Source organism: Hymenobacter sp. BT188, assembly GCF_014333585.1.
Lineage (GTDB): Bacteria > Bacteroidota > Bacteroidia > Cytophagales > Hymenobacteraceae > Hymenobacter.
The window spans coordinates 393,077-408,222 of record NZ_JACSCW010000001.1; the positions used below are offsets into that span (position 1 = coordinate 393,077).

Genomic DNA, 15,146 nt, shown 5'->3' on the forward strand with positions numbered 1-15,146 from the left:
CAGTATTAAAACAACCGAAATTTACACCCATGTGGCTTAACGAAGCCGCTCCGCCACTCTACTTGATAGCCTAGGCCTGTGGTGCCCCGATTGCGGGTAGCATGCTTGTATGGTATGCTACCCGCTACTTACTTGCATACTGAAAGAAATACCTGCTATTCACGCAGCCCGCCAGTAGCAGGTATCTAAATGTTAGGTGCAACCAAAGGGAAGACACAACAATCATAAACAAATTATAAAATGAATAAAAAGTTAAAATTAGGGCTGGCACTTTTTATAATAGGATTACTTGGTGTATTTACAATGCTAACTGTGACTATACCTCTTGAAAACTTTCCAAAGGAAGTATTAGATAAAATATCACCACAAACTCTCAAATTTTTAGTGCTACTCAATCCGACGATTCTACTGTTAATTGCCGTCGTGGTTGGCACGGTGCTATATGACAAGGTTGGACTTACCGTTCCAACAATTTCTTCAATACTGAAAATTGAAGACGCTAAGAAAAAGTTTATGAGCCAAATAAAATTTGGTGTTTTATTTGGTTTGGTGGCAGGTATTTTAACTACAATTATTGGACTTATTTTTAAATCTTCTATTCCGCAAGAACTTATTGAGGTTGGAAATAAAATTAAAGTAACTACACTTGCAAGATTTGCCTATGGGGGATTGACGGAAGAAATTCTAATGCGTTTTGGATTTATGACATTAGTTGTCTGGATAATTTTTAAGTTGAGCAAAAAATTAAATAATTCAACTTACTGGATAGGTATTATTTTAGCAAGTGTTCTATTTGCCATTGGACATTTTCCAGTCATATTTAATGCCGTGCAAAACCCAACAATATCTTTGTTGACTTATATACTAGTTGGAAATTCAATCGCTGGCCTATTTTTTGGCTGGTTATATTGGAAAAAGGGACTTGAAGCAGCATTCATAGGTCACATATTTGCACACGTAGCAATGATAAGCGGAGAACAAATATTTTAACTTCAATGACAAATTTGACAGTGCATAACAAGGGTATGGCAAAATGAGGATGGAAGTGCTGAATTGAACATTTGTTATTCGACTTTCCCGCCTTCGTAAAGCCCAAAAGTGTTGTGTTATAATCAAATAAATCAAATAAATACGTTTTAATTATTAATGTGAGCGCTGTTTATTTAATTTACTTTTGTAAAAATTTATTAAGAGGCAAACTATTTTATTTAGGGTTTAATTAACGCCAGCTTATTTTGTTGATATAAATTAGTTAAGTTGTGTTGCTATACGTTTACTGTATTTTAGTTATCTATTTGTTGCGTAAGAAATCCCTACCGTAATATTCGTATTGTCATTAAATCGGCCCTCAATTACCCGGCTTTCGTGGGTGTAGTTGTAGGTGAAATTTACAGCCAGGCGGCGCGTAAGCTTCAGAGCAAGCGTAGTTAAATTGCTGAAGCGATAATCATCAAAGTTTCTGAGGGAAGGCTGATAGTACGTGAGGGCACTCAGCGTAATGATGCTGCGCGAGTAAGCCACCTTCAGTCGGGCAGAATTGCGGGCAGTTACGCGCTCAGTGCCATTCTGGAAGTTGGTCGACTCACGGATGATCAGATTGCTGACTGATATTTCGCGCCCCAGCGAATCGAAGTAAAAGGCCCAGCCCGGCCCGGCTCCTAACTGAACTCGGTGGTCGATGCCGCGCAGATTGCTGCGCTCGAAGCCACCGATACCATAGAAGCGAAAACGGTTGAGGCGGTAATAAGGCGTAGCATTCAGGAGCAACTCGCGCTCTTTGAGCAGACGATCCTGCTTACCATAAATAAAGCTGCCGCTTAAGGGCAAGCCGATATGTTCGCCGCGGGTAAAAGTGGCGGTGTGGGCCGTGGATAGCAGGGTGCGATTTACGCCTCCAGCGCTGTAAGCGCCCGTCAACTGGCCAGTATACACGATTAAAGTCGTGTCGGGGGGCAAATCCTGGGCGAGGGTAGGGCGCGCCAGCAGCAAAGCAAGACACATGACTACTCCCAGGATACTGTGGCCCGACAGGCTTCGATTCCGGATTTTGAGCAAGTATTCCGTTAGGACACTCGGCGGTCGTTGATAACCGCGCGGCTTGGTTCCCGTATTGAAAAATGCCCCCCGCATGCGCTCAGCAATACCGGGGGGCATTTTTTCCATTCTTACCGTTTGTTCTATGCAATACAATATCGATAACATCAAAGTAGATTTACAGATGGTGGGCTTCTCTGAAAGCCCCGCCTTGGTGGATCAGGTAGAAAGCGAGCTGCGCCGCGTAATGCGCTTCCGCCAGGACATTGTAGCCGCCGACGTGTACTTGCGTGAGGAAGGCACAAACCCCGAAAACAACAAGACCGTACGGTGGCGCCTCGGTATTCCGGGCAAAGATCTGTTTGCGGAAGGTGCCGGTGCTTCCTGGCCCGCTAGCCTACGTGATGCCAGCGAGAAGCTGAAGCGGCAGTTTGTTGACTAACGAATAGCGAAGGTATAAATAGTAAGCAACTGCTGTGCTTCGCTACTTGCTATACTCTGCTTAAAAAAAGCCCCCCAGAGAATATCTGGGGGGCTTTTTAACTTAAAAAAACACGCACTACTTCTTACGAGCCATTACTCGTTCTACCGCTGCCACGATGTCGTTTTCCATCAGGCCATATTTCTCCATGAGCTGATCGGGGGTGCCGCTCTCGCCGAAAGAGTCGTTGACGGCCACCATCTCCAGAGGTAGCGGCTCTTCACGAGCGAGCAGCTGGGCGATGCTGTCGCCGAGGCCGCCGTTCATCTGATGCTCCTCTGCCGACACTACGCACCGCGTTTTGCGCGCCGACTGGAGAATAGCAGCCGCATCTAAAGGCTTGATGGTGTGAATGTTGATGATTTCGGCATCAATGCCTTTTTCGGCCAGCAGCTTACCCGCCAGAATGGCTTTCCACACCAGGTGGCCGGTGGCAAAAATGCTCACATCGGCACCTTCATTGAGCATTACGGCTTTGCCAATTTCGAATTGCTGATCGGCGGGGGTAAAGTTGGGCACCACAGGCCGGCCAAAGCGCAGGTACACGGGGCCTTCATGCTCGGCAATGGCGATGGTAGCAGCCTTGGTCTGGTTGAAGTCGCAGGGGTTAATAACGGTCATGTGGGGCAGCATGCGCATCATGCCCAGGTCTTCCAGAATCTGGTGGGTGGCACCGTCTTCCCCCAGCGTAACGCCAGCGTGGGAAGCGCAGATCTTCACGTTCTTACCGGAGTAGGCAATGCTCTGCCGGATCTGGTCGTACACCCGGCCGGTGCTGAAGTTGGCGAAAGTGCCGGTAAAGGGAATTTTGCCCCCTATGGTCATGCCGGCCGCCATGCTCATCATGTTGGCCTCCGCAATACCTACCTGGAAGAAGCGCTCGGGAAAGTCTTTCTTGAACGCATCCATTTTGAGCGAGCCCGTGAGGTCGGCGCAGAGAGCTACTACGTTTTCATTGGTTTTGCCCAGTTCGTGCAGGCCGGCACCGAAGCCTGAGCGCGTGTCTTTGGATTCGGAGTAGGGGAATTCTTTCATGAAGGAGATGTAAAATGTTGGAGTTGCTCGTTCTGGTTATTCTTCAAGCATATCATTTCCCAAACATACTCACCGAAGTCGTCTGTCCGCTGCGGATGGTGAAATTGCGCACGTCCGTAAACTGACTACCCGTGGAATTTTTGGTGCGAAACACCAGGCGGTAGGCGCCCGGCTGCATCGTCAGGTTGATTTTGCTGGAGGTTTCGGGGAGGTTATAAATCCAGGTTTGTGATTCGTCGTCGTTGAGTTGATAGATGCTGCCGTAGCCTGCCAGATCGGTGACAATATTCAGCGTGCCGGGCGCCGGATATGTTACCATGGTTTCCTGTCCTTGCTTGATCGTGACGCGGCGGATAATGCGCGGCAGCGTAAGTAACTCTACCTCATAATTGCCCCCCAGTAACTTCTGCCTACTCCCAAATGGCAGCGCCACTACCGTGGCCGCCTCGCCCTGCGCCCGCACCACCGCTTGAACCGTGCCGTAGGGGTTAGGCGTCATATTGGGGCCCTGCAAGCGGAGTGTTCCTTGTGGGGTCTTATACGTCAGTAAGTTGGCTTGGCCGGGCTTGATTTTTAAGTCGGCCTGCCGCACTGGGGGCACCGTATTGATAATGAGGTCGTAGGACTGGAGCGCGTCAATGTCGAGAACGTCGGGCTGGCCTTTGGCGTCGCGGTAATGCACGTAGTTGTATTCGGGCTGACCGGTGGCGCTGTTCACAAAGGTCATGTTCACGTTGCTTTCCACTGGCTTGCCGTCGGCGTCGGTGAGGTTTACCCGGACAGTGGTTTTTTGCAGGGTCTGGGTAATGACGTTATCGAGCACCGAGCGGAAAGTCTTGACATCCGCCGCGTTGTAATACTGCCCCAAACATTCGAGCTGTTTGCCAAACTCTTTTTCGGCCCCAATGCCAATTACAAAGGGCTTTAAAAAGATATGCTTACGCTGCAACGCCAACGACGTGGCGCACGGGTCACCCTGGCAGGACTCAAGACCGTCGGTGATGAGAATGAGCACGTTGCGAGCTGTTTTATCGGCCGGAAAGTCGTTGGCCGATTGCAGCAGCGAATACGTGATGGGCGTATTCCCCCGAGGTTGAAGCGTCTGTAATTTAGCCTTGATGGGCTTCGCATTCTTAGCTGCAAAAGCTACTTCCAGACGCGAGTCCTGACAGTTATTTTCCTCCCGACCGTACTGATGGCCATACACGCGCAATCCCAATTCCAGATTTGGGTATGTGTTAAGCGAATCGACCATCTTGGCCAGCAAACTCTTGGCTACTTCCATACGTGGCCGACCTTCCCACACGGCCCCCATGCTACCCGAAGCATCGAGCAAAAACAGGATGCGGGTAGTGCGGGGCTTCGTGGGGGGCAAATTCTGGGCGCACACCGGAGTCGTGAGTAGCAAAATGCCCCCCAGTAGTATTCCGCGCAGGCACCCAAGTCGGCTCATAGCATACGGCAGATAATTTGAACGTCATGCAGAGCAAAGCGCAGCATCTGGCGTGTTTAGTGGGGTTACTAACCTCTCATCAGCATGCGAGATGCTTCGCTTTGCATACGTTCAAAGTTATAAAGCCAAGTCTGCGACTCGGCTTTAGTAATCCGAGGCTTCTTCTACCAAAAGTTGCTGCAAGGCCTTCTCCAGTTGCTCATCGTTCGGGGCTACGCCGTGCCACTTGTGCGAGCCCATCATGAAGTCAACACCGGCGCCCATCTGCGTGTCCATCAGCACCATAACAGGCTGTCCCTGACCGAGCAGTTGGCGTGCTTCTTCCAGCGAAGCAATGAGCTTTTCGAGGTCGTTGCCGTCGGTCTCGAGCACGCGCCACCCAAAGGCTTCGAACTTAGCACGTAAGCTGCCCAGATTCATAATCTCCTTGGTGGAGCCGTCGATTTGCTGGCCGTTGCGGTCCACGATGGCAATCAGATTATCTACCTGGCGGTGCGGAGCGTACAGGGCAGCCTCCCACACTTGGCCTTCGTTCAACTCGCCGTCGCCCATGAGCACATACACCGTGCGGTCGTCTTTGTTAAGTTTCTTGGCTTGGGCAGCCCCAACGGCTACACTCAGCCCTTGGCCCAACGAACCCGAAGCTATGCGCACGCCCGGCAAGCCTTCCTCCGTGGCGGGATGACCCTGCAAGCGCGAATTCAGCTTGCGGAATGTGGCCAGCTCGCTCACCGGGAAATAGCCCGAACGCGCCAATACCGAGTAAAATACCGGGGAAATGTGACCGTTCGACAGAAAAAACAAATCCTCATTGTGGCCTTCCATCGAGAAGTCGGGGTTGTGCTTCATGATGCGGAAGTACAGGGCCACCAGCAGATCGGTGCAGCCCAGGGAGCCGCCGGGGTGGCCTGAGTTCACGGCATGAACCATGCGTACAATGTCGCGGCGTACCTGTGAGGCAATCTGTTTTAGCTCCGCAATGCTTCTTTCTTGCTGAACGGGCGGGGTTTCGGTCTGTACGTTGGCTGAGCTTGACTGCGACATATAGTAGTTCTTAGTAGGAGGTTGGGAGCGAAGATAAGCGGTGAGATTAAGCGCCAAGCAGTTGAGCCGCGTGATTTTTGGTGTCAACTTTCGTAATCACCTTTTCAATGTTGCCCTGCTCATCAATCAGAAAGGTATAGCGCATGGTGCCCATGTACTTACGGCCGTACATCGATTTTTCCTGCCATACGCCGTAGGCTTCCACTATCTTCTTATCCTCATCTACCAGTAGCGAAAAGGGTAAGTCGAATTTGGTGGCGAACTTCTGGTGCGACTTCTCTCCGTCGATGCTTACGCCCAATATTTTTATGCCAGCAGCGCGCAACTCGTTCTGGTTGTCGCGCAGATTGCAGGCCTGAGCTGTGCAGCCTGAGGTGTCATCTTTTGGATAAAAGTAAAGGGCTACTTTCTGGCCGCGCAGATCCTGCAGGCGGATGAGGTTGCCGTTTTGGTCGAGAGCTTCGAAATCGGGGGCGGGTTCGCCGGGCTGAAGGGACATGGGGGGCAAATGTTAGGGTAAATTGGCAGCAGGTTGGGGCGTGAAGATGAGCTTTTCCACCGGAAAGCCAGCAGATTGCGCCACGGCAATGAGCTGCTCGCGCACGGGCTGAGCCAATTGGGGGGTGCGGCTAAACAGCCACAGGTTTTCGCGGCCGGGCTCACCTACCAGCGCGTACTGGTATTCGGGGTCGAGGTCCAGAATCCAGTAATCGCCCTCAAAAGGCCAGAAAAAGCTAACTTTTAGTTTGGCGTTGGTCTTAGAATCAACAACACGAGCTACACCACGCGCTATTTCCAACGGACCCGTGGGGCTGTTTTTGCGACAACTGTTTATCACGGCTACTTTCCCATCAGGCCGCAACGAATACTCGGCTGTTACGTGCTGGCAACCTTTCTCGAAGCGAGTAGGAAGACGGGCAATTTCATACCAAACGCCCATATAGCGGCCCAAGTCAACGTGCTCGGCTACGGCCAGCGGCGCATGACGACGATTTCGTGAGTACACTAGGCCCACCGCCGCTACGGTAACAGTGGCGGCAGCGGCGAAAAGAACAGGACGGCGAGTTTTCATAGGTTGGTGTTTGGTAAATGATGCTTTGTTAAAAACTTCTGTCATGCAGAGCAGCGCGAAGCATCTCGCGTGTTTAACAGGATTACTAACCTCGCATCAGCAAGCGAGATGCTTTGCTACCGCTCTACATGACCGCCTTTTGCCCCCAGCTCACGCTTAAATCTTAAACTGCAAAATTTTCTCGTTGCCGGCCTGGTCGGTTAAGCGGAGTTCTGCTTCGCCGGCAAGCGGCACTGTTTTATCCTGCGGATCGGTGAATAAGGTAGCGTTTTTGTACTCGTAGCGCAGCATACGCCACTGCCCGTTCACCAGTAAACGGTAGCTGCTAAGCCCCGAAAGATTATCGCCTACTATAAAAGTGAGGCCTGACGGCGACTTGCGCACCAGCCGCGCCGTGGGCGCCAGCGTGTCGGTCAGGATGCGGAAGGAGCCGAAGGTCTTTACAGGAAACGTGATCTGTTCGCCTTCCCATTTGCCCCCCTGATAGATGCGGGCACCTTTATAATTGATCATGTAAACCGCCGACCGGGTCTTGTCGACTACGGCTACGGGCGGCTTCAGAGTGGCTTGTAGCGGCTTAAACAAAGGCGTGCGCGCATTATGAATCGTCCAGAGTCCGTCCTTGTAGCCGTTTTGCAGATACAAAGTGTCAAACAGTGTAAGAGGAGAAAAGACCAGATTCTGAAAACTGTTGGCGAACGACTGCTCAGTGGCGGCCGGGATGGGGGCTTTGGGCTCAAAGGCTTTGGTCAACTGCCCAAAGCGAATGGAATCGGGCAGGCCAGCGCGCAGATCGTAGAGGTACACATTTTCGCTTTGCACCGTGTAGCTTGGCACCACCTCCAGGCGGCGGTTTCCGCGCATCAGCGTAATATTTGCCCCCTGTCGGCTGGTATCCGGATCGGTGGCCACTACTTTAAGAATGTTGCGATTTATATCATATCGCAGAGCCGGCTTGCGCACAGCAGCATTGCGCGTTTTGTAGTAAACCGGCTTCTGGCCGCGCAGTACAAAAGTGAAGGGCGTGGTATTGCCATAAGAGTCGCTCAGGCGCACTTCAACTGTATATAGTAAGCCCTCTTCTACCCGAAGTTTTCCTTTGGTAGCGTTCGTGTTATATATGGGCAGTGTGTTGCCATCGTCTACGAATAGCTTCTCCAGGGTGCGGCCGTTGGTTTGTTGCCATTGATAGTCAATGTGCTGCGATATCTGCCGGGAGTCGCTGAAGGGAACAGCATCAATAATATGACGATAATGCGGTTGCCCATTTACGCGCACTTCCACTCGTTGAAGACCGTTGCGGTTGGTAGCTATATCAAATCGGTCGAAGCCCTGCACCAGCAAACCAACCATACCGAAAGCCGCAATAGTATCAGGATAGGCGTAGGGCGCGCCGGGCGTGGGAGGCTTTTTTGGCGTAAAAACGGCTTTGTCAAAGCGCCCTTGTACGCGGGCGTCAATGCTGAGCGGCTCTACGGCAAATGCCTGTAGGGTAGGCGCCACATGGTCCTGAATCTCCGCAAACCCTCCAAAGCGTAGCGGGTTAAGCTGCCGGTCTTCCGCGTCGCGCACTTCCCAGTGCAAGTGCGGGCCGCCTGAGCCACCCGTGTTACCTGACATGGCTACAATGTCGCCGCGCTTCACGACAAACTGGTCTTTTGTCGGAAACAGCTCTAACTCAAAGGTCTGCTTGGCGTATTGCTGCTGGCGCAGAAAGTCGGCCACCGGACCCTCAAAGCGGTTGAGATGGCCATATACCGTTGTCATCCCATTGGGGTGGGTGATATACAGCACATTGCCGTAGCCAAAGGCTGACTGCTTCAGCCGCGACACGTAGCCATCGGCGGAGGCGTATACGGGCAAATCAACTCGCCCATCTGTTTTGATGTCGAGTCCACCGTGAAAGTGGTTAGCGCGAATCTCCCCCATGCTACCCGTCAAGAAGTTGGGTTTGCCGGGCTTAATGGGAAACATAAAATAGCCGGCCGGCACGCTGTTTATGGGCGTGATATGTCGGCTGGGCTTGGTTTCGGGTGCCGCCTGGGAAGTGGGGCGCGGCGCAACGGTCCCGTTAAATGGCGCGGGCCGCAGACTCATAGCCGTAAGGGCTACCGAACCAACTACCACGCCGAACCCACCCAACTTTACTATTTTACTAATGCCTCGAACTTGGTACTGCACAATTTTCAACCCTTTACTTAACAGCAACATCCAACAGCTTTTCGTTCTCAATATACCCTTCCAGCCGGTCGCCGATATGCACAGGGCCTACACCGCTGGGCGTACCGGTGAAAATCAAATCCCCCATTTTTAACGTGATGAAGCGGGATATGTAGGCAATCTGAGCCGCAAAATTGTGCAGCATCATTCCGGAGTTGCCCTGCTGCCGAACCTCACCATTCACTTCCAACCGGAAGTTGATGTTGGCCAAATCAGCAAACTCTGCCACGGGCTTAAATGTGGTAGAAAGGGGCGCCGAGCCATCAAAGCCCTTCGCCAACTCCCACGGCAAGCCCTTCGCTTTAGCTTTGCTTTGTAAATCGCGGGCCGTGAAATCGATACCCAAACCAATGGCATCGAAGTAGTTGGTGGCAAACTGCGGCTCTATGTTCTTGCCATTTTTGCAGATACGCATCACCAACTCGATTTCGTGGTGAATATCCTGCGAGAAATCGGGGTAGAAAAAGGGCTGATTTCGCTGTAATAAAGCCGTATCGGGCTTGGCAAAGATGACGGGCTCGTCGGGCGTTTCGTTCTTAAGCTCAGCTATGTGTTCGGCATAATTACGGCCGATGCAGAGTATTTTCATTTCTGTATGATGCTTAGTGACTTCAGCTTAGCCTGTCAGCTGGGGATTCGCACGTAAGGTATATAGCCCCCAACGCCGCAAGCGTGTGCAGCCAAAATTAGGGCTATTTCTGTGGGGTAGGAAATAAATAAGGCCTCTTTCGCCTTTGTAGGTGCTATGGCCAAATGGTAAGCAGTAAACATTTACCCCCAGCGCTGTCGTATAGACAATAGCTATCTAAGCTGGGCAGTAAGGCAGTTTGGCCTTATAAATGCTATATGCTATGGTAGTTAAGTGACATTTTATTCCAAAGTAATCTCTCTGTCATGTTTAAAAAGTTTCTTGTAGCCAGCTGCCTATTCGTGGCAGTAGGCTGCTCTACGGTCCCAATTACGGGTCGTCGCCAGCTTAGCCTGGTGTCTGACGCTGAGATAAATACCCTGGCTGCTCAGCAATACCGCGAAGTAATCGGCCAAAGCAAGCTTTCGACTAATTCCACCCAGACGGCCATGGTACGGCGTGTAGGGCAGCGCATTCAGCAGGCCGTTGAAACGTATTTTCGGCAGCAAAATGCTCAGGATCAGCTGGCTGGCTATGCTTGGGAGTTCAATCTTATTCAGGATGACAAGCAGCAGAATGCCTGGGCAATGCCGGGGGGCAAAACCGCCGTTTATACCGGTATACTCCCTATTACCCAGGACGAAAATGGCCTTGCCGTGGTAATGGCCCACGAAATAGCGCACGCCGTGGCCAAGCATGGCAGCGAGCGCATGAGCCAGGGTTTGGTGCAGCAGCTTGGTGGTCAGGCCTTGGGGGCTGCACTTTCAACCAACTCCGCCACTACTCAGCAAGTAGCGCTGCAAGCCTTTGGCGTAGGCTCTCAACTGGGAATGCTACGATACGGCCGCAACCAGGAATCGGAAGCTGATCGATTGGGCCTTATATTTATGGCTATGGCGGGCTACAACCCCGATGGAGCTGTTGGTTTCTGGCAGCGCATGGCTGCCCGGAGTAACGGAGCATCGCCACCCGAGTTCCTCTCTACGCACCCCTCCAACGAAACGCGCATCAACGATATTCAAAGCCTTCTGCCAGAGGCACGTAAGTATTACAAAGCGCGCTAAGCCTACTGCTACTGCCTATATCCAATGAAATTTGCCCCCCAATCCTTAGTGCGTCGCATATTGCCCTTGCTCATAGTGTTGCTGACCGCGCTGGCGGCCTGTGAAACCAGTAAGCGCGGCATTCCGGAGGTAAATGCTGCGGACGGCACTGATCTGGAGCGGCGGCAGTTAGAAGTAAGCAGCAAGCTGGTAGGGCGGGTAATTGAAGGCCAAGTAGAGTATGTGGTGCCCCGCGCTCAACTCGCAACAGCCTTCATCCGGCAGTTTAACGACGGGACCGTTGTTGATAAAACCAGTATTCGTAAGGTGCAGGGCAGCCCTAAAGATAAGGCTATTTATTACCTGGTAGGCATGGGACTGCGCAATGGCATGTATCGCGCCATGGCGATTCCGTTGGAAACCTCTACCGACAATAGCTTATACCTGCGCTCCAATGCCGAGCGTTATATCGTAACGAGCGTGGGGTGTACGTTCTGCTATTTCTCTTTCGAGAAAAACCGTATTACCGGCACCGAGTGCGAAGAAAACACCGGCGGCAGCCGCTGCGACTTGGAAGTAGAAAGCAACAACAATTTCTTCCCTCGCTAATGAGCCGCAAGTGGATAATTCGCCTCACTCTCACCGCGTTGGCTTTGCTGCTGACCACGGATAAGCGCCCGGAGAAGAAACCAACCAACGACAAATAAGAAAGGGCCGCTGTATAGCGGCCCTTTCTTATGGTCTGTAACTACTGGATTAAGACTCCTTGGTCACCGCTTCGGCTAGCTTGGCTAAATCCAGTCCATCAAACGTGCCCGAAGACATCATGAGCAAGTTGGCATCGGTCCAGTTCTGCTCGTGCAGAAATGCAGCCAAGGCTCTGCTGTCGGTAAACACACGCAAGTCAGAACGTTGGAAGGCGTCTGCTACTTTCTCAGGAAGTAAGTCGGGTAGGCGTTTGTGAGCCAGTACCTGCGGATTAAAGTATACGATGGCCACATCGGGTGCATCGAAAGTGTGGGCGTATTGTGGCAAAAAGGCCGGATTGAGACTGCTAAATGTGTGTAGCTCCAGGCAAGCCACCAAGCGGCGCTTAGGAAACTGCTTTTTTAGGGCTGCCGCTGTGGCCTTGAGCTTAGAGGGTGCATGAGCGAAGTCTTTATACACGACCGAATCGTGGCCGGCACGCACCAGTTCTAGACGGCGCGCGGCTCCTTTGAAGGTAGCCAGCGCCTCAAAGAAGTCCTTGCCCTTAATGCCCAATTGCTTGCAGACCTCTTTCGCGGCCGAGATGTTGCGCAGGTTATGGTCGCCAAAGATCTGAATCGGAATCTCGTCGTCTTTCTTGGTCAGCAGGAAGGTCTTGCCGTCGCGCACCACATGCTCGTGCGGTCCGTAGCCGATATACTTCACGTCCGGGTCAGTGGGCACGCTTACCAGCTGCACCTGCTCGTCGTCGCGGTCATATATGAGCACGCCGGCTTTGGGCGTCATCTCGGCAAAAATGCGGAACTGCTCGCGGTAGTCTTCCTCCGTCGGAAACACGTTGATATGGTCCCAGCTAATACCCGAAATCACCCCGATATGATGATGGTACAAGTGAAACTTTGGGCGCCGATCAATGGGCGACGAGAGGTATTCGTCGCCTTCAATGATGATGATAGGCGCATCTTCTGTTAACTGCACCATCAGGTCAAACCCTTCTAGCTGGGCACCTACGGCGTAGTCGAACTTGCGGCCATGGTGGCGCAGCACATGCAGAATAAGCGACGTGATGCTGGTTTTGCCATGACTGCCGCCGATAACTACCCGCTGCTTGTCGCGGGAAGCCTCGTAGATAAATTCAGGGAAAGAATAGATGCGTAGTCCTAACTCTTGAGCGCGCAACAGCTCGGGGTTGTCGGCCCGCGCGTGCATGCCTACAATCACGGCGTCAAGGTCGTCAGTTATCTTTTCTGGAAACCAACCCTCGCTGGGGGGCAAAATTCCGGCAGCAGCCAAGCGACCGTGGGCAGGTTCAAAAATCTCGTCGTCGGAGCCTGTTACCTGGGCGCCGCGGCGGAGCAGCGCCAGGGCTAGATTATGCATAATGCTTCCCCCAATGGCAATCAGGTGAAGACGGTGGAGCGCGGCGGGCGTGGGGGGCATTTTTGGAATAATGAAGCAAAAATAAAGCGGCGAAAAGCCGGACGGCAAAGGTACTAGCCCCAACCAGAAGTTGATGCTCTGGCGGCCCAGCACTTCGGTTGGTTTTGGGAGGAAAGAACACCTCAGCTGTTGTAAGGGCAAATCACATAATTTTTATCAAGATCAGTTAGCGAAAAGAAAGCATTTTTCCGTCTGCTAATTATGGAAATCTGCCCCTAGATTTGCACCCCTTTTGAGCATAAAAAACAGTCGGCAGCGAGAAGGTAAGCGACAATAAATCCTAAGAGTCGCGAACCAAAACCTTCCAAAGCTGACTACCTTGTACAACACCCAGTGATGAACGACCAGATGAATGAGCGCGTAAAGTTGCAGGCCTCTCGGGGTATCGCTGCCCTGAATGGCCGTCCTGCTGCTTTATCCATGACCGGCCCGGCGGGCAAATTGCCCCCCCAGGCCCGTGAGTTAGAGGCCGCGGTGCTCGGCGCGCTCATGCTTGAAAAAGACGCGCTGACTACGGTTATCGACATCCTGAAGCCCCTGAGCTTTTACGACGATAAGCACCAGCGAATCTTCAAGGCCATCCTGAACCTGTTTGATAAGTCGGAACCAATCGACATTCTCACCGTTGTCCATGAGCTGCGGGAGATGGGCGAGCTGGAGCCAGCTGGCGGCCATCATTACGTGGCTAACCTCACCTTCAAGGTTAACTCGGCCGCAAACATTGAGTACCACGCGCGTATCATCACTGAGAATGCTATCAAGCGGGAGCTGATTAATATCGCCTCCACCATTCATCGCGATGCTTTCGAAGACACTACCGACGTATTCAACCTGCTCGACCAGACGGAACAGGCGCTGTTTGAGGTTTCGGAGTCCAACATCCGCAAGAACTTCGATGATATGCGCAGCCTTATGGGCAAGGCTATCAAAGAGCTGGAGGAGAAGAAAAATCAGAAAGATGGCCTCACTGGCGTGCCCAGCGGCTTCTCGGCCCTCGACCGCGTAACCAGTGGTTGGCAACCCTCTGACTTGGTGATTATTGCGGCCCGACCCGGTATGGGTAAAACGGCATTCGTAGTTTCCGCCATGCGCAATGCCGCCGTAGATTTTAAGAAGCCAGTGGCCATTTTTTCGCTGGAAATGTCGTCACTTCAGCTCGTCAATCGTCTGATTTCGGCGGAGGCGGAGCTGGATTCTGAGAAAATCAAGAAAGGCAACCTAGCAGACTACGAGTGGGCACAGCTCAACCATAAGATCTCATCCCTGTCAAGCGCGCCCATCTTTATTGATGACACCCCCGCGCTGAGCATCCGGGAACTGCGTACCAAATGCCGCCGTCTTAAGGCCCACCACGATATTCAGCTTATCATCATCGACTATCTGCAGTTGATGAGCGGTAACACCGATGGGGGCAAAGGAGCCGGAAACCGTGAGCAGGAAATTGCCAGTATCTCGCGGGCATTGAAGGGCATTGCCAAGGAGCTGAATATCCCAGTCATTGCCCTATCGCAGCTTTCTCGCTCGGTAGAAACCCGTGGCGGCGACAAGAAGCCGCAGCTTAGTGACCTTCGTGAATCCGGCTCCATCGAGCAGGACGCAGATATGGTTATTTTTCTTTATCGACCTGAATACTACAAGATTACGGAAGATGAAATGGGTAATCCTACCCAAGGTACTGGCGAAGTAATTATTGCTAAGCACCGGAATGGCTCCCTCGAAACCGTACAGCTCAAGTTTATCGGCCGCTTCACTAAGTTTGCCGACTTGGATGGTGTAGGCTTTGGTGGCGATGCAGGAGGCTTCAATCCTGGCGCGTTCCCCGCCAGCACCTTCGACGAGGACCCTAGCAGCTTTGCGCCTAATACTATACGATTGGGAAGTAAAATTAATGATGGTGCCAGCCCGGTACCTTTCCCCAAAAGTAATTTTGGGAATGACGACCCGCCGTTTTAACAAACTGCCTAAGCTAAAAAGCGGAGTGCTCAATC

14 protein-coding genes are annotated in these 15,146 nt (G+C 52.1%); 5 read left to right on the top strand and 9 right to left on the bottom strand.

The annotated features are described in order from the left end of the window. Positions 1-240: 240 nt before the first annotated feature. Positions 241-990 (top strand): CPBP family intramembrane glutamic endopeptidase, encoded by a 750-nt coding sequence (locus H8B13_RS01620; protein WP_187309080.1) that lies wholly within the window; start codon positions 241-243, stop codon positions 988-990. A gap of 297 nt (positions 991-1,287) precedes the next feature. Here H8B13_RS01620 and H8B13_RS01625 read toward each other — a convergent pair whose 3' ends face one another. Next, positions 1,288-2,163, bottom strand: coding sequence for a DUF481 domain-containing protein (locus tag H8B13_RS01625; RefSeq protein WP_187309081.1), 876 nt, complete (start codon positions 2,161-2,163; stop codon positions 1,288-1,290). A 16-nt stretch (positions 2,164-2,179) separates the two neighbouring features. Between H8B13_RS01625 and H8B13_RS01630 the strand changes: the two genes are divergently transcribed. Further along, positions 2,180-2,476 carry an HPF/RaiA family ribosome-associated protein gene (locus tag H8B13_RS01630; protein WP_187309082.1) on the top strand — a complete coding sequence of 99 codons (297 nt, stop codon included), beginning with the start codon at positions 2,180-2,182 and terminating at the stop codon, positions 2,474-2,476. Between the two features lie 117 nt (positions 2,477-2,593). Here H8B13_RS01630 and H8B13_RS01635 read toward each other — a convergent pair whose 3' ends face one another. The 7 genes from H8B13_RS01635 to H8B13_RS01665 form a co-directional block, all read right to left on the bottom strand. Next, positions 2,594-3,550, bottom strand: coding sequence for a transketolase family protein (locus H8B13_RS01635; RefSeq protein WP_187309083.1), 957 nt, complete (start codon positions 3,548-3,550; stop codon positions 2,594-2,596). Positions 3,551-3,602: 52 nt separating this feature from the next. Further along, positions 3,603-5,003 carry a vWA domain-containing protein gene (locus H8B13_RS01640; protein ID WP_187309084.1) on the bottom strand — a complete coding sequence of 467 codons (1,401 nt, stop codon included), beginning with the start codon at positions 5,001-5,003 and terminating at the stop codon, positions 3,603-3,605. Positions 5,004-5,147: 144 nt separating this feature from the next. After that, positions 5,148-6,047, bottom strand: coding sequence for a transketolase (locus tag H8B13_RS01645; RefSeq protein ID WP_187309085.1), 900 nt, complete (start codon positions 6,045-6,047; stop codon positions 5,148-5,150). 46 nt (positions 6,048-6,093) lie between these two features. Further along, the gene (gene bcp / locus H8B13_RS01650; protein ID WP_187309086.1) at positions 6,094-6,546 is read right to left on the bottom strand and encodes a thioredoxin-dependent thiol peroxidase; all 453 of its coding nucleotides are present in this window, start codon (positions 6,544-6,546) and stop codon (positions 6,094-6,096) included. 12 nt (positions 6,547-6,558) lie between these two features. Continuing rightward, positions 6,559-7,119: a lipocalin family protein gene (locus tag H8B13_RS01655; RefSeq protein WP_187309087.1), complete on the bottom strand. Its 561-nt coding sequence runs from the start codon at positions 7,117-7,119 to the stop codon at positions 6,559-6,561. Positions 7,120-7,275: 156 nt separating this feature from the next. Continuing rightward, positions 7,276-9,300, bottom strand: coding sequence for a M23 family metallopeptidase (locus tag H8B13_RS01660; protein WP_187309088.1), 2,025 nt, complete (start codon positions 9,298-9,300; stop codon positions 7,276-7,278). Between the two features lie 13 nt (positions 9,301-9,313). Next, positions 9,314-9,928 carry a fumarylacetoacetate hydrolase family protein gene (locus H8B13_RS01665; protein ID WP_187309089.1) on the bottom strand — a complete coding sequence of 205 codons (615 nt, stop codon included), beginning with the start codon at positions 9,926-9,928 and terminating at the stop codon, positions 9,314-9,316. A 305-nt stretch (positions 9,929-10,233) separates the two neighbouring features. Here H8B13_RS01665 and H8B13_RS01670 point away from each other — a divergent pair, with 305 nt between their 5' ends. Then, the gene (locus H8B13_RS01670; protein WP_187309090.1) at positions 10,234-11,031 is read left to right on the top strand and encodes a M48 family metallopeptidase; all 798 of its coding nucleotides are present in this window, start codon (positions 10,234-10,236) and stop codon (positions 11,029-11,031) included. A gap of 24 nt (positions 11,032-11,055) precedes the next feature. Further along, a complete protein-coding gene (locus H8B13_RS01675; RefSeq protein WP_187309091.1) occupies positions 11,056-11,619 on the top strand; it encodes a hypothetical protein in 564 nt (187 codons plus the stop codon). Positions 11,620-11,766: 147 nt separating this feature from the next. Here the strand turns inward: H8B13_RS01675 and murC are convergent, their stop codons facing one another. Further along, positions 11,767-13,158 carry a UDP-N-acetylmuramate--L-alanine ligase gene (gene murC / locus H8B13_RS01680; RefSeq protein WP_187309092.1) on the bottom strand — a complete coding sequence of 464 codons (1,392 nt, stop codon included), beginning with the start codon at positions 13,156-13,158 and terminating at the stop codon, positions 11,767-11,769. Between the two features lie 420 nt (positions 13,159-13,578). Between murC and dnaB the strand changes: the two genes are divergently transcribed. Further along, on the top strand, positions 13,579-15,111 hold the full coding sequence (dnaB, locus tag H8B13_RS01685; protein ID WP_261990229.1) for a replicative DNA helicase: 1,533 nt from the start codon (positions 13,579-13,581) through the stop codon (positions 15,109-15,111). Positions 15,112-15,146: the final 35 nt, after the last annotated feature.